The organism is Polynucleobacter sp. MWH-Spelu-300-X4 (assembly GCF_018687515.1).
In the GTDB taxonomy this organism is placed as follows: Bacteria; Pseudomonadota; Gammaproteobacteria; order Burkholderiales; family Burkholderiaceae; genus Polynucleobacter.
Map to the genome: position 1 here is coordinate 298,192 of NZ_CP061294.1, position 26,885 is coordinate 325,076.

General features: G+C 37.3%; 26 protein-coding genes. 25 read left to right on the plus strand and 1 reads right to left on the minus strand.

Annotation, left to right across the window (positions count from 1 at the left end; translation table 11 throughout):
• Positions 1–61 precede the first annotated feature (61 nt).
• From pyrR to ICV01_RS01575, 5 genes are all read left to right on the plus strand, one after another.
• The gene (gene pyrR / locus ICV01_RS01555) at positions 62–589 is read left to right on the plus strand and encodes a bifunctional pyr operon transcriptional regulator/uracil phosphoribosyltransferase PyrR (protein ID WP_251369367.1); all 528 of its coding nucleotides are present in this window, start codon (positions 62–64) and stop codon (positions 587–589) included.
• Positions 590–689: 100 nt separating this feature from the next.
• Positions 690–1,664: an aspartate carbamoyltransferase catalytic subunit gene (locus ICV01_RS01560; protein WP_215287941.1), complete on the plus strand. Its 975-nt coding sequence runs from the start codon at positions 690–692 to the stop codon at positions 1,662–1,664.
• Between the two features lie 72 nt (positions 1,665–1,736).
• Positions 1,737–2,579, plus strand: coding sequence for a YdcF family protein (locus ICV01_RS01565; protein WP_215287943.1), 843 nt, complete (start codon positions 1,737–1,739; stop codon positions 2,577–2,579).
• 44 nt (positions 2,580–2,623) lie between these two features.
• The gene (locus ICV01_RS01570) at positions 2,624–3,457 is read left to right on the plus strand and encodes a Wzz/FepE/Etk N-terminal domain-containing protein (RefSeq protein WP_215287945.1); all 834 of its coding nucleotides are present in this window, start codon (positions 2,624–2,626) and stop codon (positions 3,455–3,457) included.
• A 16-nt stretch (positions 3,458–3,473) separates the two neighbouring features.
• Positions 3,474–3,983: a transcription termination/antitermination NusG family protein gene (locus tag ICV01_RS01575; protein ID WP_215287947.1), complete on the plus strand. Its 510-nt coding sequence runs from the start codon at positions 3,474–3,476 to the stop codon at positions 3,981–3,983.
• 23 nt (positions 3,984–4,006) lie between these two features.
• On the opposite strand, the gene ICV01_RS01580 is transcribed toward ICV01_RS01575, so the two are convergent.
• On the minus strand, positions 4,007–5,104 hold the full coding sequence (locus tag ICV01_RS01580) for a glycosyltransferase (protein WP_215287949.1): 1,098 nt from the start codon (positions 5,102–5,104) through the stop codon (positions 4,007–4,009).
• Between the two features lie 256 nt (positions 5,105–5,360).
• Here ICV01_RS01580 and ICV01_RS01585 point away from each other — a divergent pair, with 256 nt between their 5' ends.
• The 20 genes from ICV01_RS01585 to wecC all read left to right on the plus strand — a co-directional run bounded on the left by ICV01_RS01585 (position 5,361) and on the right by wecC (position 26,885).
• A complete protein-coding gene (locus tag ICV01_RS01585; RefSeq protein ID WP_215287951.1) occupies positions 5,361–5,744 on the plus strand; it encodes a MarR family EPS-associated transcriptional regulator in 384 nt (127 codons plus the stop codon).
• 100 nt (positions 5,745–5,844) lie between these two features.
• Positions 5,845–6,618 carry a glucose-1-phosphate cytidylyltransferase gene (rfbF, locus tag ICV01_RS01590; RefSeq protein ID WP_215287953.1) on the plus strand — a complete coding sequence of 258 codons (774 nt, stop codon included), beginning with the start codon at positions 5,845–5,847 and terminating at the stop codon, positions 6,616–6,618.
• Positions 6,618–7,697, plus strand: coding sequence for a CDP-glucose 4,6-dehydratase (gene rfbG / locus ICV01_RS01595; protein WP_215287957.1), 1,080 nt, complete (start codon positions 6,618–6,620; stop codon positions 7,695–7,697). Before rfbF ends, rfbG begins: the two co-directional genes overlap by 1 nt.
• Positions 7,697–9,040: a lipopolysaccharide biosynthesis protein RfbH gene (gene rfbH / locus ICV01_RS01600; RefSeq protein WP_215287959.1), complete on the plus strand. Its 1,344-nt coding sequence runs from the start codon at positions 7,697–7,699 to the stop codon at positions 9,038–9,040. The genes rfbG and rfbH overlap by 1 nt, the downstream gene beginning before the upstream one ends.
• Before the next feature lie 10 nt (positions 9,041–9,050).
• The gene (locus ICV01_RS01605) at positions 9,051–9,929 is read left to right on the plus strand and encodes an NAD(P)-dependent oxidoreductase (RefSeq protein WP_215287960.1); all 879 of its coding nucleotides are present in this window, start codon (positions 9,051–9,053) and stop codon (positions 9,927–9,929) included.
• A complete protein-coding gene (locus ICV01_RS01610; RefSeq protein WP_215287961.1) occupies positions 9,926–10,957 on the plus strand; it encodes a GDP-mannose 4,6-dehydratase in 1,032 nt (343 codons plus the stop codon). Before ICV01_RS01605 ends, ICV01_RS01610 begins: the two co-directional genes overlap by 4 nt.
• A 47-nt stretch (positions 10,958–11,004) precedes the next feature.
• A complete protein-coding gene (locus ICV01_RS01615; RefSeq protein ID WP_215287962.1) occupies positions 11,005–11,868 on the plus strand; it encodes a hypothetical protein in 864 nt (287 codons plus the stop codon).
• On the plus strand, positions 11,868–12,926 hold the full coding sequence (locus ICV01_RS01620; RefSeq protein WP_215287963.1) for a hypothetical protein: 1,059 nt from the start codon (positions 11,868–11,870) through the stop codon (positions 12,924–12,926). The genes ICV01_RS01615 and ICV01_RS01620 overlap by 1 nt, the downstream gene beginning before the upstream one ends.
• A 187-nt stretch (positions 12,927–13,113) precedes the next feature.
• On the plus strand, positions 13,114–13,899 hold the full coding sequence (locus ICV01_RS01625; protein ID WP_215287964.1) for a hypothetical protein: 786 nt from the start codon (positions 13,114–13,116) through the stop codon (positions 13,897–13,899).
• A gap of 132 nt (positions 13,900–14,031) precedes the next feature.
• Positions 14,032–14,877 (plus strand): hypothetical protein, encoded by an 846-nt coding sequence (locus tag ICV01_RS01630; RefSeq protein WP_215287965.1) that lies wholly within the window; start codon positions 14,032–14,034, stop codon positions 14,875–14,877.
• Positions 14,878–14,909: 32 nt separating this feature from the next.
• Complete coding sequence (locus ICV01_RS01635) at positions 14,910–15,413, plus strand: acyltransferase (protein WP_215287966.1); 504 nt, start codon at positions 14,910–14,912, stop codon at positions 15,411–15,413.
• Entirely contained in the window at positions 15,413–16,528 is a 1,116-nt protein-coding gene (locus ICV01_RS01640; protein WP_215287968.1) for a glycosyltransferase, read from the plus strand. The genes ICV01_RS01635 and ICV01_RS01640 overlap by 1 nt, the downstream gene beginning before the upstream one ends.
• Positions 16,525–17,469 carry an AAC(3) family N-acetyltransferase gene (locus ICV01_RS01645; protein WP_215287969.1) on the plus strand — a complete coding sequence of 315 codons (945 nt, stop codon included), beginning with the start codon at positions 16,525–16,527 and terminating at the stop codon, positions 17,467–17,469. The genes ICV01_RS01640 and ICV01_RS01645 overlap by 4 nt, the downstream gene beginning before the upstream one ends.
• Positions 17,451–18,386, plus strand: coding sequence for an NAD-dependent epimerase/dehydratase family protein (locus ICV01_RS01650; RefSeq protein ID WP_215287970.1), 936 nt, complete (start codon positions 17,451–17,453; stop codon positions 18,384–18,386). Before ICV01_RS01645 ends, ICV01_RS01650 begins: the two co-directional genes overlap by 19 nt.
• Positions 18,387–18,396: 10 nt before the next feature.
• Positions 18,397–19,662, plus strand: a complete 1,266-nt coding sequence (locus ICV01_RS01655; RefSeq protein ID WP_215287972.1) for an FAD-dependent oxidoreductase — start codon at positions 18,397–18,399, stop codon at positions 19,660–19,662.
• Positions 19,659–20,690, plus strand: coding sequence for a DegT/DnrJ/EryC1/StrS family aminotransferase (locus tag ICV01_RS01660; protein ID WP_215287974.1), 1,032 nt, complete (start codon positions 19,659–19,661; stop codon positions 20,688–20,690). The genes ICV01_RS01655 and ICV01_RS01660 overlap by 4 nt, the downstream gene beginning before the upstream one ends.
• Before the next feature lie 7 nt (positions 20,691–20,697).
• Positions 20,698–22,821 carry a bi-domain-containing oxidoreductase gene (locus ICV01_RS01665; protein ID WP_215287976.1) on the plus strand — a complete coding sequence of 708 codons (2,124 nt, stop codon included), beginning with the start codon at positions 20,698–20,700 and terminating at the stop codon, positions 22,819–22,821.
• A 16-nt stretch (positions 22,822–22,837) separates the two neighbouring features.
• Entirely contained in the window at positions 22,838–24,499 is a 1,662-nt protein-coding gene (locus ICV01_RS01670; protein WP_215287977.1) for a heparinase II/III family protein, read from the plus strand.
• Positions 24,492–25,637 carry a non-hydrolyzing UDP-N-acetylglucosamine 2-epimerase gene (gene wecB, locus ICV01_RS01675; protein ID WP_215287978.1) on the plus strand — a complete coding sequence of 382 codons (1,146 nt, stop codon included), beginning with the start codon at positions 24,492–24,494 and terminating at the stop codon, positions 25,635–25,637. The genes ICV01_RS01670 and wecB overlap by 8 nt, the downstream gene beginning before the upstream one ends.
• A 21-nt stretch (positions 25,638–25,658) precedes the next feature.
• Complete coding sequence (gene wecC, locus ICV01_RS01680; RefSeq protein WP_215287980.1) at positions 25,659–26,885, plus strand: UDP-N-acetyl-D-mannosamine dehydrogenase; 1,227 nt, start codon at positions 25,659–25,661, stop codon at positions 26,883–26,885.

Here is a 26,885-nt window from a genome sequence, read left to right on the forward strand (position 1 = left end):
AACAATGCAAGATAATGGGTTGTAACGGATCTAAACTAATCTACCAAATAAAGATAAAACGATGAGTTCTTTTATGACGACCAATATGCCTCAAGCAGAAGACTTGTATCAAGCTCTGCTCAATCAATTAAAAAAACAGAAAAGTTTGGGTGACAACTTTCAATTAGCCGGTTTGGCTAGCGGTGGTGCTTGGGTAGCTGAACGTTTGGCTAAAGATTTAAACCTGCTAGCTTATGGTGTCATTAATGTCTCATTCCACCGTGATGATTACGCTGACAAAGGTGTAAAAGCTTTTAATAGTGCTGAAGGTATGGCCACTAAGCTCCCATTTGATGTGGAGGGGGCTCACATTATTTTGGTTGATGATGTCTTGGATACGGGTAGAACTGTTCGAGCAGCCCTTAATGAGTTATTTGATTACGGTAGACCCTCTAAAGTGGATTTGGCGGTATTGGCTGATCGTCATAGAAGACAGTTACCCGTCGATGCGACTTTCAAAGGCGCCAAGGTCAATGTGGCTGATGACCAAATTTTGGTTTTAGATCAGGCAGATGATGGCAAATTCCTGTTCACAACGGAAGCCAAATAAAGAATCCAGAAAACCAAAAAGAATCAAAGAAAAAGTTAAAGAAAAAACCAAAGAAAATAATAAAAAATAGAGCCAGAAAAGACTAAAATATCCACCTAAGATGACAAAGACTGCTAAGACTGCCAGCCAACTCCAGCTCAATGAACAAGGTGAGCTCACTCATTTACTCACCTTAGAGGGATTATCTAAAGAACATATCCTTCATATCTTAGATACAGCCAAGCAGTTCGTAGCGGTTAGTGAGTCTGATCGTGAAGTAAAAAAAGTACCTCTTCTTCGCGGAAAAAATGTTTTCAATCTCTTCTTCGAAAATTCCACAAGAACGAGAACAACTTTTGAGATCGCTGCTAAACGTCTATCAGCAGATGTTATCAATTTAGATATCCAAACTTCATCGACGGCTAAAGGTGAAACACTTTTAGATACCATTGATAATTTGGTGGCGATGCAAGCAGATATCTTTGTGGTGCGTCATAAAACAACGGGTGCTGCAGTAGAAGTAGCGGCTCATTTACCGTCGCATGTGCACGTAATTAATGCGGGTGATGGTACCAACCAACACCCGACGCAAGGTTTACTCGATATGTACACCATGCTTCACTTCAAGCAAGACTTCACCAAGATTAAAGTGGCCATCATTGGCGACATTGTTCATAGTCGTGTGGCTAAGTCGAATATTCATGCGCTAACGACTTTGGGTTGCCCAGAGATCCGGGCGATTGGTCCAGAGAGTTTATTGCCTAAAGATCTCAATATGATGGGCGTCAAAATCTACAACAACATCGAAGAAGGTCTAAAAGGTGTTGATGTGGTGATGACTCTCAGAATCCAAAAAGAACGTATGGAAGCAGGGCAGGTTCCTGAAGGTGATGAGTTCTATAAGCAATGGGGGTTAACTCCTGAAAGACTCAAGCTAGCTAAACCTGATGCCATCGTGATGCACCCAGGCCCCATGAACCGCGGGGTCGAAATTGATTCCGAAGTAGCTGATGGCCCGCAAGCCGTCATCCTAAAACAAGTAACCTTCGGTATTGCCGTACGGATGGCAGTCATGTCGATCGTGGCCGGTAATTAAAACTGACAGCAATAAATACTTAAGTTAATACCAATCTAAAACCAAAACTATAACTAAGACCAAATATTCATCATGGCCACCTGGTCGATTACCTGGGCATTAAGGAATCTAATTGCTGAGCTTTTGATGCCGCCAGGTATTTGGATTGTTTTAATTGTTTTAGCATTTATCTGTCTTAACAATTACAAGAAATCTCAAAAAGCAGTTGTCCTGTTGGCTGTGGCCATGATTTGGGTAACCAGTACGAATTTTGTGGCTATTCAATTAACACACATGGCTGATCACTTCATGCATTGGCCTGAGCCCTTAAATTTCAGTGATATCAAAAGTGTCAGTGGCATCAGAAACATTAATAGTATTCATGAATCAGATAAGAAAGCTCAAGCCATTGTTATTTTGGGTGGTGGTAGAAGAAAAGGTGCGATAGATGTACCTCAGTACCAAAATCAAGATGTTAGTGCGAGCACTATGGAGAGGTTGCGATTAGGATCAAGACTCGCAAAAGTAACTCACTTACCAGTATTGGTAACAGGTGGAGCACCTGATCGAGTGAGTGTTAAAGATATTCCTGAAGCTCAATTAATGGCTCAAGTACTTCAACATGAATTGGGCTCTCCAGCTAAGTGGATTGAATATCAATCAGCCACGACCCAAGAAAATGCAAAATTTTCAGCAAATATATTAAAAAAAGAACATATTAATCAGATTTATTTAGTCACTCACTTTTGGCATATGCCCAGAGCCAAAGAATTCTTTGAGAGTGAGGGATTGCAAGTAATAGAGGCTCCTACAGGCTTTTATCAGAAAGATCAGTTCAATCCCCTTGATTTTTACCCTAGTAATGAAGGTTTTCAGAGAAATCGATGGATTTGGCATGAAATACTCGGGGAGCTTTGGCGCCGCTTAAAGTTATAATAATTAGAAATGTTTCAATAAAAACTCATTAGGTTGATTACGCTATGTCAGAACAATTCTTAAATGAAGCACAAGAAGATGAAATCTCAATTAAAGATATTCTTGATTTCTTTATAGCGTCTTGGAAAACAATTCTGTTAACAACCTTTTTAGGTATTTCGGGTGCAGTAGCTTATATATGGGTAACTCCAAATTCTTATGAGGGAACGATGCAAGTGCAAATGTCTCAATTAGCATCTGGGTCTGGTAAAAATAATGTGAGTCCTTTAGGCATCAATATTGAAGATCCTTTGGTGCTGATAGCTCGCCTAAAGATGCCGAGTATTTACGATCAGGCTAATATTGAGGCTTGCTCACTTTCTGGAAAGCCAAATGCGTCAGAAATATTGGTTAAGAAAATTAACGCTACTCAATTGAAGGGTAATAACTCTGTTCTTGAGGTGAAAATTCAGGATGTTTCCGTTGAGCAAGTGACGAAATGTTTAGAGAGTATTTTTGAGAAAATTCGAGTGACTCAGAAAGCTATTAAAGAACCATTTTTGGAAGAAGCAAAACAAAAAGTAATGGCTTATGAAACTAAATTGAAGGAATCTAAATCTGTGATTGCTCGGGCAGATAAATCTAATAGCGCTTTATCTGCAGCTTACTTAGCCACAAGAGATGAGGTGAGGCAGTTAACGGATGAGATTATGGATTTAAATGATTTCATTACTGCTGGTGAGAATCGTCGTGCTAAATTGATTTCTCCGATTTATGTATCTGATAGACCAGTATCTCCTAAGAAATTAATTGGCTTACTCGTTGGTTTATTGGGCGGTATCTTTCTTGGTATTTTATGGGCAATGGGTCGAAAAGCTTTAGTTGCTTATCGTAACTAATTTAAAAAATAGTTTTATGAAATGGTATGTCATTCATACGAAAGTGCGAGAAGAGTTTAGGGCTCTAGAGAATCTGCAAGCTCAAGGATTTGAAGTCTTCTTGCCGACTTGCCAAGTTCAAAAAAGACAATCGACTAAAGTTAAGTTAGTGACTGAACCCTTATTTGCGAGATACCTTTTTATTAAGCTATCGGATGTGACGAGTAATTGGTTTCCGATACGCTCCACTCGAGGGGTAGCCCAGCTACTCAGATTTGGCGCCAGCGTAGAGCCTGTATCCATTCCTGATGCGGTTGTCCATTGTTTAAAAGAACGCTGTACTCAAGAAGAGCCTTTGCATGAGTTATTTAAACAAGGCGAGATGCTAGAAATTACGCAAGGCCCTTTTAAAGGTTTGTTTGGGTTCTTTAAAAAACTGCAAACATTACCGGATGGTTTATCGAGAGCTTTGGTTTTAGTAGAGCTTTTAGGAACGGTTCAGAAGCTAGAAATCAACTTACCGCAACTGAAAAAAGTAGGCGCTTAATTAATCACCTAACCAGAAATTGGTTATTTGAAAAACTTAAATAAACTAGGGGTCTTGAATTTCACAATAGCGCCGTAAACCCAGACATAAGATACACAGAACAATAGCGCAAAGCATTGCAAGATCCAAGTGGTTTGCCACCAAATAATCGCAGGAAAAACAGCTAAGCTGGACAGTAACCAAAGGTACGGTGAGGTTCTAGCATTTTTTGCAAATGAGGCAGTTGCTTGGGATTCACTGACTTCAGCCCAACGAATCATTCTTCTATAAATTAGCGAATGAAAGTGTGCCCCATCAGGAAGTCCTGGATTTTTGCCTTGATGAACTTTTCGTCGCCAAATCGTAAAGAGTGTTTCAAAAATAGGATAGGCGTTGACCAATAAGGCGAACCAAGGAGAGACGCTGGGGTTTCGATTGACTAGTAAGATGGATAGTGTCGCAATTAAAAAGCCAATGAGATAAGCCCCACCATCTCCTAAAAAAATAAGACCTCGTGGGTAGTTCCAAATAAAGAACCCGCTGATAGCACCAATCACTATGAGAGCTATGGAGGCAAGGATTGGATCGTTGGCTTTAAAGGCGACATAACCAATCGCTAATAAGCTAATGATGGCAATCATGCTGGCTAGGCCGTTAAAGCCATCAATGATGTTGTAGGCATTGGCTAAACCAGTGACGGCAATCACTGTAAAAATAATAGCGATGATAGCAATACTTAATAGCCAATCAATACCGGGTATCTGTATTTGGGTGACCCAGACATTTAACGCGTAGCCACTTAAAAGGGCGGAACTCGCTGTGGCTAACAACCTGATTTTCACACCAATTTTTTTAGTGAGATCTTCTGTGAGGCCAATGAAGAACGTTGGGAGTGCGCAGGCACTTAATTGAAGCAATAAAGTACCTTTTTCAGGATTTGAAAAATTAAGTGCTACGACCCCACTGATGAGGAGTGCTAAGAAGATGCCGATGCCTCCAATTCTGGGGACGGCATGGGTATGGAACTTTTGTGGACCAGATAAATCATGGTCATGGGAGATTTTTTCGTGAAGATGCTGGTACCTGATTAAAACCAAGGTGACGAGCAAACTTGAGAAAAAGGCCAGAATTAAGTATTCCATGGCGATATTGTAATTTTTGCGATGCAGAAATACATTAAATACTCCATTAATTAGTTATAATGTTCATAATTGAACGCATAAAAATTCATCATTAATGAAATTTTTAAAACATGTTTTATGCAACATATAGTTAATAACTATATGATTTTTAAATAAAAATTAATTAATATTTTCAAATGTCGCTTGATTAGACAGGGCGGTAGCGTGCCTACAATAATTCTGTTAATTATTACTAACAATTAAAAAATACCTTCTAATGCCAACTGAACTCCAGTTCCGGGTTTTACGATTGCTAGAATCCAATCCCCATTTGACCCAAAGAGAGCTCTCTCAGTCTTTGGGGGTGAGCTTGGGTGGGGTTAATTACTGCTTAAATGCCTTGATTTCCACAGGTCTTATCAAAATACAGAACTTCAGGAACAACAAAAATAAGTGGGTGTATGCTTATTTATTAACTCCCAAGGGCGTCGCAGAAAAAACAGCCTTAACAGCTACCTTTTTGAAACGTAAAATGCAGGAGTACCAGCAGCTTCGTGAGGAGATTGAGTCCTTGAGGCAAGAAGTGGCTGTAGCCGAACAGCAAGCCTTGGCGACCAGCGATGTATCTCAGGCATCTCGTGAGGTGGTGCGTTATGAGTGAGCAGAGTGAGTCTATGTTGAGATGCAGAGACTGCACCCCGGATCGGGCATTAGCAGGCGTGAGTTTTATTAAGTAATTAAATTATTTCAAAGAGTCATTTATGAAGGCAGTTATTCTAGCGGGCGGTTTGGGAACAAGAATTTCAGAAGAAACTGAAAGTAAACCTAAGCCCATGATTGAGATTGGTGGCATGCCAATTTTGTGGCATATCCTTAAACTTTATTCAGCTCATGGCGTTAATGATTTTGTCATTTGCTGTGGGTATAAGGGATATGTCATTAAAGAATATTTTGCTAATTATTTTCTACATATGTCTGATGTCACTTTTGATATGGCTCATAACAAAATGGAAGTACACCATCGTTATGCAGAGCCTTGGAAAATCACTTTAATTGATACGGGCCCCGAGACTATGACGGGCGGACGTTTAAAACGCGTTGCTCAGTATGTAAAAGAAGAAGAGGCTTTTTGCTTTACTTATGGCGATGGTGTGAGTGATGTCAATATTACTGACCTCATTAATTTTCATAAAAGTCATGGTAAGAAAGCAACACTGACGGCCGTTTATCCGCCGGGTCGATTTGGCGCTATCGATATTCATCAAGATCACCACATAACATCTTTTAAAGAAAAACCTAAAGGCGATGGCGGGATGATTAATGGTGGTTTCTTTGTTCTCTCTCCTAAAGTCATCGATTTAATTAAAGATGACGCCACTATTTGGGAAAGAGAGCCTTTAGAAAATTTAGCTCAAGAGTCTGAGATGATGGCATACCAACATCATGGCTTCTGGCAACCAATGGACACTTTACGCGATAAAAATTATTTAGAGGAACTTTGGGGTTCTGGTAATGCACCTTGGAAATCTTGGTAATGAAGAGCGCTAAAGTTGATCCACAGTTTTGGAAAGACAAAAGAGTCTTTTTAACTGGGCATACTGGATTTAAGGGTAGTTGGTTGTCTTTGTGGTTATCTTCGATGGGGGCAAACGTTACAGGTTATGCATTGGCGCCCAATACGACGCCTAATTTATTTGATGTATTAGAGATTGATTCTTTAATAGAGACGTCTCATATCGCTGACATCCGTGATTTAGTATCTCTGCAAAAAGCGATGTCAGAAGCAAAGCCTGATGTAGTTATTCATATGGCGGCTCAGCCATTAGTGCGTTATTCCTACGTTAACCCAGTGGAGACTTATGCTACTAATGTAATGGGTACAGTCCATGTTTTGGAAAGTACGCGAAGTATTGATTCAGTGAGAGCTACTGTGATCGTAACTACGGATAAATGTTACGAAAATAAAGAGTGGGTTTGGGGTTATCGCGAGAATGAACCTATGGGTGGCTACGACCCCTACAGTAATAGTAAGGGTTGTGCAGAGCTAGTTACTTCTGCATACCGTCAATCTTATTTTTCAAGTTCTAATTCAATTAATAAAGTAGCCTCTGCAAGAGCTGGCAATGTCATTGGTGGCGGTGATTGGTCTGAGGATCGTTTGGTACCTGATGCGATTAAGGCTTTTGAATCAAATAAGCCGTTAATGATTCGGAACCCTTCAGCCACGCGTCCTTGGCAGCATGTTTTAGAGCCCCTTTCTGGTTATTTGATTTTGGCTCAAGCGGTTTATGAGCAAGGGTCAACTTTTGCTTCGGGTTGGAATTTTGGCCCGCGTGATGAAGATAATCGCTCTGTACAAGAAGTGATTGATCTTTTGATTTTTTATTGGGGTAGTTCGGCTCGTTGGCAGAAGGAAGGGCTTGAACAACCGCATGAAGCTAATCTTTTGAAGCTAGATTGTTCCAAGGCGCGTGCCCAATTAGGCTGGATTCCGGCGTGGGATATAGATCTTGCTATACAAAAAATTGTTGAATGGCAAAGAGCCTATCAGCTAAACGAAAATATGCAAAAGGTAAGTCTCGCACAAATAAATCAATATATGAGTTTTAAATAATGAATGCACAAACTATCGACACTAAAAAACTAGAGCAAGAAAAATTACGCAAGCAAATTGCTGCGCTAGTTGATCAATATGCCTCCATTGAGTTTTCTCCAAAAGCATTCGAGCCCGGGCAAACAGCTGTCCCTCCATCTGGAAAATTAATTGGTGGTGAAGAGCTAAAAAATATGGTGGATGCCTCCTTAGATGGATGGCTTACCACGGGTCGCTTTAACGAGCAATTTGAAAAAAAACTAGCTGAATTTATTGGGGTGAAGCACGCCATTACCGTGAACTCCGGATCATCTGCTAATTTAATAGCTTTCTCTACACTTACTTCTCCAAAGCTGGGTGATCGCGCAATTAAGCAAGGCGATGAAGTGATTGGTGTTGCTGCAGGATTTCCTACAACTGTTAACCCCATCATTCAGTTTGGTGCAATCCCAGTGTTTGTAGATGTAGATAAGTACACGCATAATATTGATGCCTCAAAAATTGAAGTAGCGATTAGTCCAAAAACTAAAGCCGTTATGTTAGCTCACTCTTTGGGAAATCCCTTTAACTTAGATGTCGTAATGGCACTATGCAAGAAATACAATCTATGGCTTATAGAAGACTGTTGTGATGCTTTAGGTAGTACTTACAAAGGTCAAATGGTTGGCACTTTTGGCGACATTGGAACTCTGAGCTTCTACCCTGCGCACCACATTACCATGGGTGAGGGCGGTGCTGTTTTTACCAACAATTTTGAATTAAAGCAAATTGCTGAAAGCTTTAGAGATTGGGGTCGTGATTGCTACTGCCCTCCTGGAAAAGATAATACTTGTGGAAAGCGTTTTTGCTGGAAGCTGGGTAATTTGCCCGAAGGCTATGATCATAAATACACATACAGCCATTTGGGCTACAACCTTAAAATTAGCGATATGCAGGCAGCATGTGCCTTGGCACAATTGGAAAAAGCACCGGCGTTTATTCAAGCTCGTAAAGATAATTTCAAATTCTTAAAAGAGCGTCTTAGCTCTTGCGAGGAATTTTTGCAGCTTCCTGAGATCGCTGAGGGATCTGATCCTTCTTGGTTTGGATTTCCGATTACGGTGAAAGATGACTGTCCGGTATCTCGCCTGGATTTAACCACCTACTTAGATCAAAACAAAATTGGGACTCGCTTGTTATTTGCTGGTAATTTAACAAGACAGCCTTATATGATTAACGCTAAGTATCGTGTGAGTGGTGAATTAATTAATACTGATACAGTAATGAATAATACTTTCTGGATCGGTGTTCAGCCAGCTTTAACCAGAGAGATGTTGGAGTTTGTGGTTGAGAAAATTGAGGCTTACTTAGGTGTGAATTTCTAAGAGAAGTGTTTTGAATATTCTTATTACTGGCGCAGGTGGTTTTTTGGGAAGTGCTCTAGCACGTAGACTTGGTGAAATGGATCATCAGGTATCTTTATTGGTTAGAAAAAATACCGATCTTTATCGATTAACTGATTTATCTATCTACAAGATAGGGAGATGTGAGACCGATCAGGAAATTACTCAATTTATTAGAGAAGTATACCCTGATATCGTCATTCACACTGCTTGTTGTTATGGGAGAAATGGAGAATCGATAATAAAAATCATTGACTCCAATCTTCGGTTCGGTGCATTGATATTAAATGTCATCAATAGCCTTGAGAAAAAAGTTTCTTTTATCAATACCGGGACTGTCTTATCTAGGGATGTAAGTTTGTATGCTCTAACAAAAATACAGTTTCAAGAGTTGGGGATCTATGAAACTAAGCACTCAAATAGAAATACCCAATTTATTAATATTAAACTCCAGCACATGTATGGGCCGGGGGATAGTGCCTCTAAATTTACTTCGTATGTAATTAATGCATGCAGGAATAACGTATCCAAATTACCCTTATCGCTCGGTGAGCAAACAAGGGATTTTGTTTATATTGATGATGTAGTTGATGCTTACATAACGATTTTAGAAAACTTATCAAAATTAGAGAAGGCTCAACATATTGAATTGGGATCAGGTGAAGCCCCCTGTTTGAGAGATTTTGTAGAAACAGTTCATAAATTGACCAGTTCGAAAACGGAGCTTTTATTTGGTCAAATACCCTATCGTGAAAATGATGTTATGTGTATGGTGGCTAATATAGATAAGCTAAAAAGTATGGGGTGGATTCCAAAGTTTGATCTTGAAGCGGGAATCAAAAAAACAATTGAAATGGATGTGGCGAAATGAGATTATTGATTACTGGCGGTTGTGGTTTTTTAGGGAGCAATCTTGCTTCTGATGCACTGGCTCGTGGAGATGAATTGGTTGTGTTTGATAGCCTATATAGAAATGGATCAAGAGAAAATCTAATATGGCTTCAAACCCAAGGTAATTTTAAATTTGAACATGGAGATATTCGAAATCAGAATGACATTACTAGAGTAATTCAGGATTTTCAGCCTGATGCGATCTTCCATTTGGCTGGTCAAGTAGCAATGACAACATCAATTGCGAATCCTAGAATGGATTTTGAAGTTAATGTTCTTGGAACTGTAAATTTACTAGAAGCAGTCCGCCAATATTGCCCAAATGCAGCAGTGATTTATTCTTCAACGAATAAGGTGTATGGTGATTTAGAGCAGTATTCTTATGTTGAAACTACAACACGATATAAGTGCGTAGAAAAGCCAAATGGATTTGATGAGCTTACGCAATTGGATTTTCATTCACCATATGGATGTTCTAAGGGTGCGGCTGAACAATATATGCTTGACTATGCCCGCACCTTTGGAATAAAGACTGTAGTTTTCCGACACTCGTCAATGTATGGAGGGAGGCAATTTGCTACTTATGATCAAGGTTGGGTAGGTTGGTTTTGTATGAAGGCACTAGAAACTAGCAAGGGAAATCTGAAAGATAAATTTACAATATCGGGGAACGGGAAGCAGGTCAGAGATGTGCTTCATGCAGAGGATATGAAACAGCTTTATGGAAATGCATTGATTCATATTGATAAAGCTTCTGGACAAGTTTTCAACATCGGTGGTGGCTCTGAAAATAGCTTGTCATTACTAGAATTATTTGCATTACTTGAAAAATCAATCGAAATAAATCTTGAATATATGAAATTACCAGCTCGTAAAAGTGATCAGCGTGTTTTTATTGCTGATATAGATAAAGCAAAAAAAATATTCTCTTGGGAGCCTAAGATCAATATACAGGATGGTATAGCACGTATGGTTGAATGGATTAACTTGCGCCAAGATAATAAATAGCAATAGACTAATACTTAAAAATATTTAATATTTATACCAAACCTAAGATGTACCATAGTATTGAATTAACACAGCACCATGAAGTTATAAAGAAATATCTTGAAAAGAAAATAAATATAAAAATTTATTCTGGAAGCCGAAGTCTTATTGAGGTCATTAAGTATGTAAGAAAAATAGAAAAAAATGATGAAATTATAATAAATACATTTAGGCATGACTTCAGAACAATTGCTGTAATTACAGCTGGGTTTATATTTGGTAAGAATATTAATGTCGGCATACATTGCGCTAATCAATTTCTGGGGCGTGAGTATATTGGCTTAAGAAAATATTTAAAAATTAAAGAAAAATCCTTAAAAAATATCTTTAAATATTTTCTTTTTATAGTAATAAATTATCTGATAACTTGGTATCTTAAAAAGATGGCGAAGCCATTTGGTTATATCTCTGAAATCAACAAATTGTTTTTAAAAGAGAAAATAGAAATTTCAGATTTATCAAAATATATCTCTGACCCAGATTCAAATTTTGAAATATATAGGGGTTTTGATAGTGATGAAAAGTTATTAATTTATGGTCGACTTGACGATCAAAGAATTTCGTTTGAAAAACTTAAAAAATTAATAAAAATTGTTAGTGATAGTGAAGTTGAGCTGAATGTACTTGTTGATAGTATGAGCGACATACCCAAAATAATACAAGAGTCAAAAAAAATAAAAATATATGTAGAGAAAGGCTACTCATATGAAGTACTCGGCAAATATATTGCATCATGTGATTATATAGTAGATATAACAAATGAAGCTAAAATTAGGCGTGGGATGAATTTTGAACAATATGGAAAGACGATTATGTCAGGCATGAATTTAGACTCAGTAATATATAACAAAAAAATAATTAAAATAAATTAATGCCAGAAAAAAAATATATATATCCACTTATCATTGTAAGTGGGTCATTAGTAGCCTACATAGTAAATTTTTACTTATTATCAATATACCCAGTTAATTTTTCAGAGTATATGATTGCATTTGGAATCGCATCAATTTGTGCGGATCTTGGATATAGAACACGAGCGATCGTTCAGGAGAGAAGTATCCATCTTCGCGAGTTATTTTACAATAGAGTAGCTTACCTTGCATTATCAAGCATATTAATTTTAACAATAAAAACAATAATAGATATAAAAATATCAATAATTTTAATTGTGGTGCCTGAAATAATAATTGCGAATGTAATAGGGTATGCAATATCTATTTATTTATCAACTACTAACCGGTATTCGGAGTCAATTAAAACAGATTTTATATCTAAAATAATTTCAGCATTATTAAGGTTGATAATAATAATAAATGGAATTTTTTTGGCTGAAGTTTTTTCTGAGAATGTGTTATATATATTAATTGCAATAATTTTAACTGTAATAGTTGATGGATTTTATAATAAAAAAATAAAGCTTGAATGGATATTAATTAATTTTGATGGTTATTCAGTTTCATCAGCAATTTTTATGTTTATAATATGGGTTAACTATCATCATTTATTGAGTATATTGAGTCCAAAAGAGATTAGAGCAATTGGATATATTTTAACAATTCACTCAATATTCTATACATATTTTCCAATAATTCGAAGAAATTTTACTTCAGAAAAAATTAATATTTATTTTAAATTATTTGTTATTTTAACAATTATATCGGGAAGTATAATTTTAACATTTGATAAAGATATGGAAATCGGGTTTATTTTTAGTATCCTATTGATTTTTATCATAAGATTTTATTCTGTTAATAAAGAATATGATTTTTTAAAACTCGATAAATACAATGTTATTGTATTACATAGACTGGCATTGTTGCCAACAGTTTTTTTAATATATAAAGGGAAAGTTTTCTTTAGTGTTTTACTATGGCTAATCGTTGAGTTTATATTTATTAAAATAAAAAAAAATGATTTCCATATCAAATAAAAATATAAAATCTATATTTCACACATTTGGAATAATTATTTGTGCCTTCAGCATTTTATCGCATACAATAGAATTGCAGCTAGCATGCATATCAATACTAATATTTAAAAAAGATATTAGGGTAAGGGTAATAAAATATAAGATATTGATTGCAGCCATATTATTTTTTATAACAATTATATTTAGCATGAATCAAAGTAAATATGTTGGATTTATATATATATATGTATCAAATTATTGGCTGACATTGATTGCTACTGAGGAAAAGATGAAAATCAATATAAATTCAATAATTATATTGTTGATATTAACATCTGTTACAAATTTTTTAAATTTCACACCAGTCGATTTTTATAGTCCAGTATTTAAAGATTCAGGATTTTTATCAGATACATATTATTCAAGGACTATTGGCTTTTGGGGAAATCCCAATTTGACAGCATTTATTATTGGTATTTTTTCATTCACTTGTATTGCAAACAGTAAAAATAGAGTTGTACTTTTCGTTAGTTATATTTCTCAAATACTGTCGGCATTTACAAATATAAGTAGAACTATGATGGTAAGTTCTATGATCGTAGTGCTGCGAAATAAATTTAAGTTGGGAATCTTTTTGGGCTTAACAGTTTTTATGTATTTGATCTATCATGGTTTTTTGATTGATAATAATGTTTTTATTACAAGATTATTTTCTGATTTTGATTCATTAAGTGAACGAATTGAAGTTTATGATAATGTTATAAATAATGTAAATGTTGAATTCTTTGATTCTGATATATCCGCCTTAAGTTATTCTTTCGGTTATGGCGGTTTATTATTTCCAATTACGGCTTTGCTTTATTCTTTTTATAAGAAAAATTTATTAATTTTATTTATATCAATTTCTGGTTTAACTGGCTATGGTTTTTGTTCTGGTTATCTAACACCATTATTAACTATGATAATTTTATCAAAAGTTGATTGGAATTATTAGATGAAAATAAATTATGATAATTGTAAATTACTTGTAAATGACAAGGTAATATACCGCTCATGTGGCATTTTTTTAAGTTATATAGGCATTTTTTTTCCAATAATATTCCGATTATTACATGGAAGTATTAAATTGGTTAAAAAATCAAATAATGATTTATTTATACTTTCTAACCGCGAAATAAAATGGCTATATAAAAACAATAATTCAAACAACTGGATAATAAAGACAATAATAACATTCAATCAATGTAAATGTTTAGATTTTTCAGTGGTAAGATATAATGAAAATAAATTTATAATATATTTTGGCGAGTATAAGAGAAATGATCTTATGGGCCCTGTTAAGTTGTTTGCGTATTATTCAGATAAAAATACTACAATTGAAATTTCTAATTTTGATAAAAACTTCATTAATCATATCCATTCAATTATCCCGGATTTACAGAGAAAACAATTATTTATATTAACAGGAGATTTTGGGGAAAGGGTTGGTATATATATAATAAAAATGGAGGATTACTTTAATTATAGCAAACCCATCCCTTATAAAGTGGGAAGTCAAATTTATAGAGCTGCTTGGGGCTATTTGTATAATGACGAGTTAATATATGCAACGGATTCACAGATAGATGAAAATTATTTAATTGCTTTAGATATTAAAAATAAATCTATATCTAAATTAGCTATTTTAGAATCAAGTTCAATTTATTCTTTCAAAAGTAATTATAATATTTATTTCTCAACTGTTGTAGAGCCGAAAAAATTTAAAAATAGAAGTGTTTTCAATTACTTTAGTAAAAATTACGCATTTAATATGAATTATTATTATCTGTATAATTTTGATTTATCAAAAAAATCTCTGATTAAGATCCAATCGAAGAAAAAATCATTTATTCCTGCAGGTATTTCTGGATTTGGTACTTATAAATTTTGTGGCCAATGTGATAATTTTTTTTATATAAGAGAGCAAGGTTAAATTAATTAACTGATAATTTTAAATTTACATGTATGATTATTAAAATTTTAAAAATCAGAAAATTTTTACTATCATTTTATAGATGGTATTTTAGTTTTGATTTTCTAAAGTCACCTAGTAAAATTCCAAAAAATATATATATTGGTAAAAATGTTAGAATATTTCCCAGAGGAAATATAATTTTTGGTGAAAATATTTTTATTGGAGATGAGACTAGAATTACTACTAATTCTACTGGCTTTTCGAATATATATATTGGTGATTTTGCATTATTAGCTGATCGAGTAAATATTATTGGGGGGGCACATGAATATAGGTTACGCACGATGCCTATTTCTCTGCAGGGAGAAGGAATGCAATCTCCAATATATATAGAGCGAGATTGTTGGGTGTGTGCTATTACAACAATATTATCTGGTTCACGATTGCCAGAAGGTAGTATTTTAGGTTCAAATTCTTTATTAAATAAAAAAATGGATGAAAAATATTCTTTATATGCTGGAATTCCAGCAAAGTTTATAAAAGTGTGTAGATAATGAATCAAATAGTTTTAATTGGTGACGCACGTTCGTATCATGTTGTAGATTGGTACAAGACAATCAAATATATAAGTAATAATAAAAATATTTCAGTTAAATTATTTAGTGATTTATTTGAGAGTGAAAATCATAATAGATTAATTAAAAAATTTTCGGATGACCCAATTTTTACTATTGATTGTTTAATGCTAAATAAGCAATCAAAAATTAGTGATCGATATAGAAATTTGATTAAATTTGCAGCGGTGCCATTTCAATCATGGCAGATTAGAAAATTTTGGATTAAAAGAAATAAAAATGGCATAGTCTTCCATGCTCATTCTTTTTATTATATATTAATATGCGCAATTGCTAGGGTACCATTTGTTGCTACTCCTATGGGTAGTGATTATTTAGTAAGGCCAAGGCAGTCAATAATCTATAAATACCTATCAAAATTTTCAGTAAAAGGTGCAAAAGCTGTAACAGTTGATTCAAATTTGCTAAAAATAATTTTAGAAACTGATTTTTCAGTGAAAAATATTTTTATTATTCAAAATGGGATTGATGTGCAATCAATTTTGAATTTATGTAGTTCTAATAAATTTAATAAATCTGATAGATTGTTAAGTATAAGAGCATTAACTGAATTATATCAAATAAATAAATTTTTAATAGCTCGTAATAATTCAAATAAAAAATATAATATTGATTTTGTGTACCCATTCCTTCATGAAGATTATTTAAATAAAATACATTCAAATTTAATTAATGGAGATATTATTGTTGGGCGAGTTGATAAAATAACTTTATATAACTATATGTCTAATTCTTTAGCTGTAATTTCAGTTCCATCTTCAGATTCTTCTCCGAGATCTGTTTACGAAGCTATATTTTGTGGTGCAAAGGTTATAACAACTCAGTTAGAGTGGATAGATTTACTTACTGAAAATATGAAAAAAAGTGTTTACATAATTGGTGAAATTAATCATTCGAATTTGAATAAAATTTTGCATGATATAAGTAAGTCTGATAATAAATTCATTCCAAATGAACATGATATTGCGAGTTTTGACCAATTCAAACAAATGGAATTTTTAATTAATAACATTTACCCTAAAGTTTTTAAATGATTAAGAACATACTATCTTTTTCACCAATTTTAGAATTTTTTTTAAGGTTAATACTTCGTAAATTTAATATATTTAATAGATATTTTTTTAAAATAAAAAAATATCTTTCATCTGATAAATCTAAAAAATATAATTCAACAAAAATTGATGAGCTTATGGATTTAATCTCAATTAATTTATCAGATAGTAATTCAGTCTTAATTCATAGTAGCTCAACCGAACTCCAAAAAATTGGTATTTCTCCTAATGTTTTTGTCGATAAACTCATAAATTTAGTTGGCCCCAAAGGAACTGTATTTGCGCCAGCTATTCCTATTATAAAAAATAAAGAATTTAAATTTACAAAAAAAAATAATATTGATGAAAATATTTATGAATACAATATTAATAAAACTCCAACTGGGACTGGTTTAATATCAAAAATTTTACTCAAAATTCCTAATTCAGTTAGAAGTAATATCCCTATCAACGCAATGGTCGGTGTTGGACACTATGCAGATAAAGTTATTCAAAAGAATATTAAGGATATTATTTACCCATGTGGGATTAATTCTGGTTGGTATTTTTGTTATAGTATCGATGCTACAATCATTTTTCTAGGAGTTGATCCAACACATAGCATGACAATGATTCATGTCGTTGAAGATTCATTTCCTGATGAGTGGCCTGTTAATAATTGGTATGGGATTAAAAACTTTAGAGTAAAAGATAGTGACTCAACATATTTAATTCGTATATATGAGAGATTGCCATATTGGTCAATTAGATACTCAGAAAGAAATTTAAAAAGAGTATTGTTACGCAATGGAATACTAAAACATAAAAATATTAATGGATTAAACTTATATTTTTGTAAATCTAAAGATCTTATTAATTTTTTGAAAAATAATAATAAAAATGGTTATCCATACTATATTTTTCCATGGGAGAAAAAGTTTTGAATCACTACCTTGTAACTGGTGGCGCTGGCTTTATAGGATCCCATCTTGTTGACTTATTACTTGAATCGGGTGGGCGAGTGACTGTGGTTGATGATTTATCCACTGGTAAATTATCTAATTTAGATATAAAAAATAAAAGAATAGAGTTTAAAAAAATAAAAATACAGGATTTTAAGGAAATTAGATATAGCAATTTTGATGCAATATTTCACCTTGCTGCACAGGCTAGCGTTCCTCAGTCTGTTGATGATTTTGAAAATAGCTCTAGAAATAATTTAGAATCATCTTTGGCAGTTTTAGAATATTGTAGGTTAAAAAAAACACCATTAATATACGCTTCAAGTTCTGCAATATATGGTAATTTACCGATCTCTAAAGAGTCTGAAGCTATTGATTTATTAAGTCCTTACGCTGTCGATAAATATGTGATGGAATTATACTGCCAAGTATCTTATTATTTATATAATGTACCAAGTTTTGGCTTTAGATTTTTTAATGTGTATGGACCTAGGCAAGATCCAAGCAGTCCTTATTCAGGTGTTATTTCAATTTTTATTGAGAGATTAAAAAATGACTTGGATATTTTTATAAATGGAGGATATCAAACTCGTGATTTTGTTTATGTGAAAGATGTTGCACATATATTATTATCATCATTGTCCATTATAAATAAAAACCCAAAAAATTACATTTCAAATTTAGGTACTGGTTTTTCAATTAGCATTGATAATTTATTTAATAAAATAAATTTGATAATGAATAAAAATATAATACCAGTATATAAACCCCTGGCGCCAAGTGATCCAGAATTTTCTTCATGTGATAGAGAAGCTTTTATTAAATTATTTGGGGAGTATAATTTTTATTCAATTGATAAAGGCTTATCTGAGACGATAATGTCCTGCGATATTAAATAATTATTTTTATATGATTTCATCTAATATTTATGATTTTGTGATCGTTGGTGGAGGGGCCGCTGGAATTAGTATCGCTGAATGTTTATCAAGAAATCCTGAAAATTCTATTTTGTTGATTGAAAAAAATAATAAGTTGGCAGGTGAAACATCTGGAGGGTTTCATGAATGGTTGCATACAGGAGCACTATTTACTTTAGTTCCAGATGCTTCATATACAACATCTTACCTACTAGGAGCAATTGATGATCTATTTATTTTTTATTCTGACTTTATAAGAAATAATTTTATTGCAACGGAGACAGGGCTAGCAGTAATTGGCGATGGTTGGTTTAATAATCATAATATTAATTTTTATTACCGAAATAGAAAATTTAATTTTTTGTGGAATATTCTTGTTAATCAATCTATTGGGAAAATAAATAAAATTTCCTCGCATGATTGGTTGCGGAAACGTGGAGGATCTATAAACTTTAAAAGTTGGTTACTTGATTATCATCAAATAAAACCTGATATTGTTATTCGTGATGGGGTCTCATTTTTTCATCAGATAAGTACTGATATAACAATGAATTCAAGAATTTTACTCGGAGATTTATTAAATAATTTTGTTTTAAATAACGGAAAAATTTCTTTGGATACTGAATTATTTAACTATAAAAAAATTACTAATGATGTCTATGAGATTGTAACTAGCGGTGGAATTATATATTCTAGGAATATTGTACTATGTGCGGCAGATAAAAACTCTAAATTTACTAATGAGTCTATTAAAACTAGTTATGCTCCAATGTTTGTTGTGGAAAATTTATCTCCAAAAAAAGAGAGTTTCGTTGAATTAGATTACAAAACTAAAAATTGTATAAATTTAATTAATAAGTTAAATGGTTATGGTCTAGCAGGTGGGATAACTGTTCAAAATGAATCTGATATTCATGATTATCTTAATTATTGTATTAAAGAGCATATGTCTAGAAACCCTGAAATAAATGTGGTCGATTCTTATATCGGATTAAAAAAAGAGCTTACTTCAAATGGGCAAAATAGAAATTATTTGTATCATATAAACAAAGTACACGACGGCGTTTATTCAATTATTTTGGGTAAGTTTTCTTTACTTTTTAGTTTGGCCCCTGAGTTTTATCGTAGAATTTACAATAAAAACCCCCCTATTTCAGTGTCTTCAAAAACTAGCTTTGCTAATTTTGATGTTTTAGATTTTTGCCAATGGCAAAAAATTGTTTCTTCATTAAACTTTAAGGATAAAAAATGGGGATGATTAAGATTCCTGCCAAAGCTCAAAATTTCTTTTATGAAAATATTCAAGATATATTTGATAGTGGTAATTTGGCTGAGAGCAAATGGAATAAGCTTCTAGCTGAACAAACGTGCAAATATACTTCAGCTGCGCATTGCATTTCTTTTAATTCCAACGGAAGCGCTATCTTGGCAACACTTATGGGGTTAAAGCAACTGAAATCCCTTAAGTATGTATTTGTGCAGAGCAATACTATGTATGGCGTCAAGGTCATGGCTCACACCTCTGGTCTTGAGGTGTTAGATTCTATTCCGTGTTCATTGGCTACATTGATGCCTTCGGCAGAGCAGGTCGAGTGTTATTTGAGATCATTAAAATATCCTCGTGAAACTGTGTTTTTGCTTACTCATATTGGAGGGATTGCAAATCCTGACATAGTACGTATTGCTGAGCTTTGTAATTTTTTTGGCGTTATTCTAGTTGAAGATTGTGCTCATTCATACGGTGCAACATTAAATGGTCAACATACGGGAACATTTGGTGATGCTGGCATTTATTCTTTATACGCTACTAAATCTATTCCTGGTGGTGAAGGAGGGTTGTGGGTATCAAATAATAGTGAATTATATGATTTTCTTAGTAGGTTCAATATTTATGATAGATTTGATCAACGCCAATTAATTGGATGTAATTTTAGAGTTTCTGAAGTGCAGGCACTATTATCTTATTCTGTTTGCAAGTATTCGGAAGATATTATTGAAAATAAATCTTTAATTGCTCAAAGATACATTGAAATCTGTAAAAATAAGGGAATAAATTTTATTGCCCAAAATATTAATGGACAGCGAGGTAATTATTATAAATTTATAGTTCTTTCTAACCAAGATTTTTCTTACGATAAATTGAAATCTCGAACATCACCTGTTTACGACTATTCATTAGGCCCTGATCCTGAATTGATTGCAAATAGACATTTATGTCTACCAATATGGTACGGATTGGAAGATTCGTTAATTAGTAATGTAGTAAATGAATTGAATAGTATTTGAGTGGGAAATGAAGCAGATCTTGCAAAGCCTAAAAACAGGCGTTACTGAACTGGCAGAAATTCCAGTGCCTAGTGTGAAGCGTGGTCAGCTACTCATCCAAACCTCTCATACCTTGGTATCCGCAGGTACTGAGCGAATGATGGTGGAGTTTGGTAAAGCGGGATGGATCGAAAAAGCCCGTCAGCAGCCAGATAAAGTCCGAATGGTGCTGGATAAGATTAAGACAGATGGTCTGCAGCCCACGATTGAGGCGGTTTTCAGCAAGCTCGACCAACCTTTACCTTTGGGTTATTGCAATGTGGGTCGCGTAGCAAAAGTCGGCGCTGGCGAGACGGCATTTGCTGAAGGTGATCGGGTCATTTCCAATGGCAAGCACGCTGAGGTGGTAAGTGTGCCTTTCAACCTATGTGCCAAAGTGCCGGACTCAGTATCCGATGAAGAGGCAGCTTTTGCTGTGCTGGGGGCTATTGCCTTGCAAGGTATCCGGTTGGCTCAACCAACCCTTGGTGAGACGGTTGTAGTCACTGGCCTCGGGTTGATCGGATTGGTGACTGTGCAGCTTTTGCGCGCCCATGGGTGCCGCGTGCTCGGCCTGGACTTCGACAAGGAGAAGTTGGCGCTGGCACGCCAGTTCGGTGCCGAGGTAGTTGATTTGGCTTCTGGCCAGGATCCTGTCAAAATAGCAGAGTTCTATTCTCGTGGTCGAGGCGTGGATGCAGTGATTGTCACGGCGGCTACTAAGAGTAGTGAGCCAATTCACCAGGCTGCGTTGATGTGCCGCAAACGAGGTCGTATTATTTTAGTGGGGGTCACCGGCCTTGAACTGTCGCGGGATGACTTCTTCAAGAAGGAGCTGACGTTTCAGGTTTCATCATCTTATGGCCCAGGCCGTTACGACCCGAACTATGAAGAAAAAGGCCAGGACTACCCCGTGGGCTTTGTTCGTTGGACGGAACAGCGCAATTTTGAGGCAGTGCTGGATATGATGGCCGATGGTCGTCTGGATGTGAAACCTCTGATTTCGCATCGCTTTGCCATCGGCGAAGCGCAGAAGGCATACAACTTGGTCGGAGGCGCAGAGTCTTCTCTTGGTATTTTGTTTGCCTATCCGGGTCTAGAGATCACTCCGGCAGCGAGGACTGTGAGCCTGAGAATCGCTAGGGTGACTTCATCGGTGGTAAATACTAATAAGGCAATGGTGAGCTTTGTCGGTTCCGGTAACTATGCGACGGCTGTGCTGATCCCCGCTTTTAAGGATGCGGGAGCCCACTTGCGAAGTGTGGCCTCTAGCGCCGGGGTAAGTGGTTTGCATGCGGGGCGTAAATTTGGTTTTGACGAGACCACGACTGATACTAGCAGGCTTTTTTCTGACAGCACCAACAATGCCATTGTTATCACGACGCAGCATAACAGCCACGCTCGGTTTGTTTTGCAGGCATTGGAGGTGGGCAAGCATATCTTTGTTGAAAAGCCTTTGTGTCTCACCCTTGCTGAGCTGAGCGACATTGAGTCTTCATACAGTAAGGCTTGCGGTTTGTTGGCAGATCCTCCTATTCTGATGGTCGGTTTTAACCGACGTTTTGCTCCACAGGTTCAAAAAATAAAGCATCTGCTGAGCGGAGTATCTGGACCCAAAAGCTTCATCATAACTGTGAACGCGGGGGCGATTCCTGCCGACCATTGGACTCAAGATGCCGAAGTTGGCGGTGGCCGGATTATTGGCGAAGCTTGCCATTTCATTGATCTGTTGCGGTTCTTGGCGGGAAGCCCGATAGTGAGTTATAACCGGGTACTTATGGATGCCTCAACCGATGACACGGTGACCATTAACTTGAAATTTAATGATGGTTCCATAGGCACGGTGCACTATTTTGCGAACGGAACCAAAGCTTTCCCCAAAGAGCGACTTGAAGTTTTTGCAGCTGGACGTGTTTTGCAGCTCGATAACTATCGAAAGTTGACAGGTTTTGGATGGCCTGGCTTCAAAAAAATGAATTTGTGGCGGCAGGATAAAGGACAGAAGGTTTGTGCACAAGTTTTTGTTGATGCGGTCTCTACAGGCGGGGCTTCGCCGATACCTATAGATGAAATACTGGAAGTAAGTCGGGTTTCCATCGAAATTGCACAGTAAAAGCATTTGACTTGTTTTGGCTTCTAAACTCGCTCTTTACATCCATACGCTGCGTTACCTAAAGCCCGGTCAAATTTACAGGCGTCTTTGGTACCGACTTGCCCGTCCTCGTGTGGAATCTTCTCCGTGGCCTGATTTGCGTGTAGTAACCGGCCATTGGGTGACCGCTGCACGTCGGCATAAGAGTCTTACTGACGGCGATAATTTCAGCTTTCTGAATGAAACTGGGCGCCTTTCCGAAATCGGTTGGGACGGTCCAGAGCGCGAAAAACTCTGGCGATATAACCAACACTACTTCGATGACCTGAACGCAGCAGGTGCCGCCGCACGCGTTGGCTGGCATCAAGCATTGATCAAACGATGGATTATTGAAAATCAGCCAGGACAGGGCGCAGGCTGGGAGCCGTACCCTACGTCTTTGAGAATTGTTAATTGGGTGAAATACCTGCTAGCCGGTCACTCGTTAGATGATGAGGGCTTGCAGAGCTTGGCCATCCAAACGCGTTGGCTCTCACGTCGAATTGAATGGCACATTCTTGGTAACCATCTATTCGCCAATGCAAAAGCGCTGGTGTTTGCTGGGCTTTTTTTTGAGGGTGCTGAGGCTCAGAAATGGTTGGGGATTGGTCTGGGTATCATTACTCAGGAGCTGCCCGAGCAAGTGCTACCAGATGGGGGAAATTTTGAGCGTAGCCCGATGTACCACGCCATTTTTCTGGAGGACCTGCTCGACTTGATCAACTTGGCGACTGCATATCCTGGCGTGGTTGGTTGCGAACGAGTAGATGAGTGGCGTGTTATAGCCATCAAGATGCTGGATTGGCTTCAGGCAATGTGCCACCCCGATGGCGAGATTACCTTTTTTAACGATGCCGCCATTGGAATTGCTCCATCTCCTGCGGAAATTAATGCCTACGCATGCCAGCTTGGGATTTCTACCGACCAGATAGATAAATCATCTAGCACACTTACCGTAAGCCGATTTTCGGATACCGGATACATGCGGTTAGAGACTTTGAATGCGGTCGCATTCCTTGACGTTGCACCTATCGGTCCAGACTATCTCCCTGGTCATTCGCATGCGGACACTCTGTCTTTTGAGCTTTCGTTATTCGGTGAGCGAGTTTTTGTTAATGGAGGTACATCACAATATGGCAATGGGCCGGTACGTTTAGATGAACGGGGTACTAAGGCACACAACACTCTTACAATTAATGGCAAGAACTCATCAGAGGTTTGGTCCGGATTTCGGGTGGCCCGGCGTGCTTATCCAATCGACTTGGAGGTTGAACAAGTCGGCCAATCAGTTGTTGTGAACTGCGCGCACGATGGCTATAAGCGCTTGCACGGACAACCTGTGCACAAACGGTCATGGCAATTCCACCCTGGAAAGCTTGTCGTGCACGATCGAGTCGTGGGCGAGTTTGAAACTGCCATTGCGTTCTTCCATTTTCATCCAGATGTAAAAGTTACTGCTTTAGATCATTGTAGATATTCGCTTCACCTACCTGATTCCGGACAAGAGATTCAACTTTTTGTCTTGAGTGGTGCAGCGAGCATTGAGCAGAGTTATTTTGCACCTGAGTTTGGCATTCGCCTCAAAAGTCAATGTTTGGCTGTCCGAATTGAAGCTGATAACAATATGACTGTAGAAATTTCGTGGAGTATTGATGAGTAAAAAAAAGAACATCATGCTGGTCTTCGGAACTCGACCAGAGGCTATCAAAATGGCGCCGCTTGTGCATAAGCTCAAAGCCGAACCAGAAATTTTTAATGTTCAAGTTTGCGTGACAGCACAGCACCGTCAAATGTTGGATCAGGTATTAAGAATTTTTGATATCGTGCCAGATATTGATTTGGACGTCATGAAGCCTGGGCAGGATCTCTTTGATGTGACCGCAAACGTTCTCCAAGCCATGAAAGGGGTATTTGACAAGAACAAGCCTGATGCCGTTTTGGTGCACGGTGATACCACGACGACGCTTGCTACGGCCATGGCTGGTTTCTATGCAGGTGTGCCGGTAGGGCATGTTGAAGCGGGCCTACGCACTCACAACCTTTATGCACCTTTTCCGGAGGAGTTCAATCGGCAAGTAGCGAGCAGGGTTACGCGATGGCATTTTGCACCGACCGAACTTAGCCGTGCCAACTTGATCGCTGAACGCGTAGATGATGAGGACATCACGGTAACAGGCAACACGGTGATTGATGCGCTTTATTGGGTGCTGAACCGTATCGATGCCGATGGTGACCGATCTGCTAAGTTGACTCAGTCGCTAAACCAAACCTTGCCGTTCAACTGGCAGTCAGGCCGGTTTGTCTTGATCACTGGACATCGACGCGAAAACTTTGGTGATGGGTTTCTACAAATTTGTGAAGCCCTACGCGAACTGGCATTCAAGTTTGATGATTTGCATTTTGTCTACCCTGTTCATTTGAACCCCAATGTTCAAAAGCCAGTTCGGACCATTTTGGAAGATTTTTCGAATGTGCATTTGGTCGAGCCACTTGATTATGAGCCATTTGTATATCTGCTCAAACACAGCTATGTAGTCTTGACGGACAGCGGCGGTATTCAGGAAGAAGCCCCCAGCTTGGGTAAACCCGTTCTGGTGATGCGAGATGTGACTGAGAGACCCGAAGCTGTGGATGCGGGAACGGTAGAGTTGGTAGGCGCAAACAAAGAGCGGATTATCGCGGGGGTATCGCGACTACTTGAAGATGAAGCCCACTACTTGAAAATGTCGTATGCTCACAATCCCTATGGTGATGGAAGAGCTTGTGATCGAATTTTGGCTGTACTTCGAAATATTTGAATTAAACATAGGACTGTATTGATGAAGAACAAGTTAATCAGTGTTGTCGGTCTTGGGTATATAGGATTGCCGACAGCCGCCTTGCTAGCTAGTCAAGGCTACACGGTTGTGGGAACGGATATCAGTCAACATGCTGTTGACACCATCAATCAGGGGAAAATTCATATTGTTGAGCCTGATCTAGACGCCTTCGTCCGATCTGCTGTCACAGCAGGTCGATTGAAGGCGTCAACATTGCCGCAGGCAGGTGATGTATACATGATTTGCGTGCCAACTCCCTTTCATGAAGGTGGTGCGATTCCTCAGCCCAACATCGATTACGTACTTGCTGCGACGCGCAGCATTGCACCGTTCGTAAAACCTGGCGACTTGGTAATTTTGGAATCAACTTCGCCAGTTGGCACCACTGAAAAAATGCAAGCGGTACTGAGCGAAGCCGGTGTAAAGGTCGAAGAAGTTCACATGGCTTACTGCCCTGAGCGCGTTTTGCCGGGCAAGATTATGACCGAGTTGGTTGAAAATGATCGCGTAGTGGGGGGCGTGACCCCCGCTGCTACCAAAGTAGTAGCAGATTTCTACCGTACCTTCGTGCGTGGTGAGGTTCTTGAAACCGAAGCTAAGACCGCCGAGATGTGTAAGCTGACTGAAAATAGCTTTCGCGATGTCAACATTGCTTTCGCCAACGAGTTGTCGCTGATATGTGACAAAGAACGCATCAATGTTTGGAACTTGATTCAACTTGCTAATCGTCATCCTCGTGTCAACATCCTGCAGCCTAGTGCGGGTGTGGGTGGGCATTGCATTGCAGTTGACCCGTGGTTCATCGTTGCGCGCGATGTTGAAAATGCAAAGCTCATTCGTACTGCACGAGAGGTCAATAACCGCAAGACCGATTGGGTCATCGACAAAATCAAGATCGCTGCGGCCGATGCAACAGCAAAATCTGGAAAGAAACCTACCATTGCTTGTTTAGGTTTGGCGTTTAAACCAGATATTGATGACTTACGAGAGTCCCCAGCCCTGCATGTTGCTCTGGCCTTGCAGTCACAAGGCTACGACGTGATTGCAGTGGAACCGAATATCGACTCACATGACAGCTTCACTGTTGTGGGATTGGAGCAGGCTCTAGGAAGCGCAGATGTGATTGCCGTATTGGTAAGGCATCGTCAGTTTTTTGCGCCAGACGTCCAGAAGCAACTTAGCTCAAAGGCCGCATTAGATTTCTGCGGCGCACTAGGTTCATCTTGA

Excerpts from the sequence above, each read along its gene's own strand:
- ICV01_RS01660 (WP_215287974.1), top strand. The coding sequence starts at position 19,659 with ATGATTAAGATTCCTGCCAAAGCTCAAAATTTCTTTTATGAAAATATT.
- ICV01_RS01585 (WP_215287951.1), top strand. The coding sequence starts at position 5,361 with ATGCCAACTGAACTCCAGTTCCGGGTTTTACGATTGCTAGAATCCAAT.
- wecC (WP_215287980.1), top strand. The coding sequence starts at position 25,659 with ATGAAGAACAAGTTAATCAGTGTTGTCGGTCTTGGGTATATAGGATTG.
- ICV01_RS01665 (WP_215287976.1), top strand. The coding sequence starts at position 20,698 with ATGAAGCAGATCTTGCAAAGCCTAAAAACAGGCGTTACTGAACTGGCA.
- ICV01_RS01625 (WP_215287964.1), top strand. The coding sequence starts at position 13,114 with ATGAATCAAAGTAAATATGTTGGATTTATATATATATATGTATCAAAT.
- ICV01_RS01575 (WP_215287947.1), top strand. The coding sequence starts at position 3,474 with ATGAAATGGTATGTCATTCATACGAAAGTGCGAGAAGAGTTTAGGGCT.
- ICV01_RS01580 (WP_215287949.1), bottom strand. The coding sequence starts at position 5,104 with ATGGAATACTTAATTCTGGCCTTTTTCTCAAGTTTGCTCGTCACCTTG.
- ICV01_RS01635 (WP_215287966.1), top strand. The coding sequence starts at position 14,910 with ATGATTATTAAAATTTTAAAAATCAGAAAATTTTTACTATCATTTTAT.
- ICV01_RS01650 (WP_215287970.1), top strand. The coding sequence starts at position 17,451 with ATGGGAGAAAAAGTTTTGAATCACTACCTTGTAACTGGTGGCGCTGGC.
- rfbF (WP_215287953.1), top strand. The coding sequence starts at position 5,845 with ATGAAGGCAGTTATTCTAGCGGGCGGTTTGGGAACAAGAATTTCAGAA.
- ICV01_RS01560 (WP_215287941.1), top strand. The coding sequence starts at position 690 with ATGACAAAGACTGCTAAGACTGCCAGCCAACTCCAGCTCAATGAACAA.
- pyrR (WP_251369367.1), top strand. The coding sequence starts at position 62 with ATGAGTTCTTTTATGACGACCAATATGCCTCAAGCAGAAGACTTGTAT.
- ICV01_RS01570 (WP_215287945.1), top strand. The coding sequence starts at position 2,624 with ATGTCAGAACAATTCTTAAATGAAGCACAAGAAGATGAAATCTCAATT.
- ICV01_RS01610 (WP_215287961.1), top strand. The coding sequence starts at position 9,926 with ATGAGATTATTGATTACTGGCGGTTGTGGTTTTTTAGGGAGCAATCTT.
- ICV01_RS01645 (WP_215287969.1), top strand. The coding sequence starts at position 16,525 with ATGATTAAGAACATACTATCTTTTTCACCAATTTTAGAATTTTTTTTA.
- rfbH (WP_215287959.1), top strand. The coding sequence starts at position 7,697 with ATGAATGCACAAACTATCGACACTAAAAAACTAGAGCAAGAAAAATTA.
- ICV01_RS01655 (WP_215287972.1), top strand. The coding sequence starts at position 18,397 with ATGATTTCATCTAATATTTATGATTTTGTGATCGTTGGTGGAGGGGCC.
- wecB (WP_215287978.1), top strand. The coding sequence starts at position 24,492 with ATGAGTAAAAAAAAGAACATCATGCTGGTCTTCGGAACTCGACCAGAG.
- ICV01_RS01620 (WP_215287963.1), top strand. The coding sequence starts at position 11,868 with ATGCCAGAAAAAAAATATATATATCCACTTATCATTGTAAGTGGGTCA.
- ICV01_RS01615 (WP_215287962.1), top strand. The coding sequence starts at position 11,005 with ATGTACCATAGTATTGAATTAACACAGCACCATGAAGTTATAAAGAAA.
- ICV01_RS01640 (WP_215287968.1), top strand. The coding sequence starts at position 15,413 with ATGAATCAAATAGTTTTAATTGGTGACGCACGTTCGTATCATGTTGTA.
- rfbG (WP_215287957.1), top strand. The coding sequence starts at position 6,618 with ATGAAGAGCGCTAAAGTTGATCCACAGTTTTGGAAAGACAAAAGAGTC.
- ICV01_RS01565 (WP_215287943.1), top strand. The coding sequence starts at position 1,737 with ATGGCCACCTGGTCGATTACCTGGGCATTAAGGAATCTAATTGCTGAG.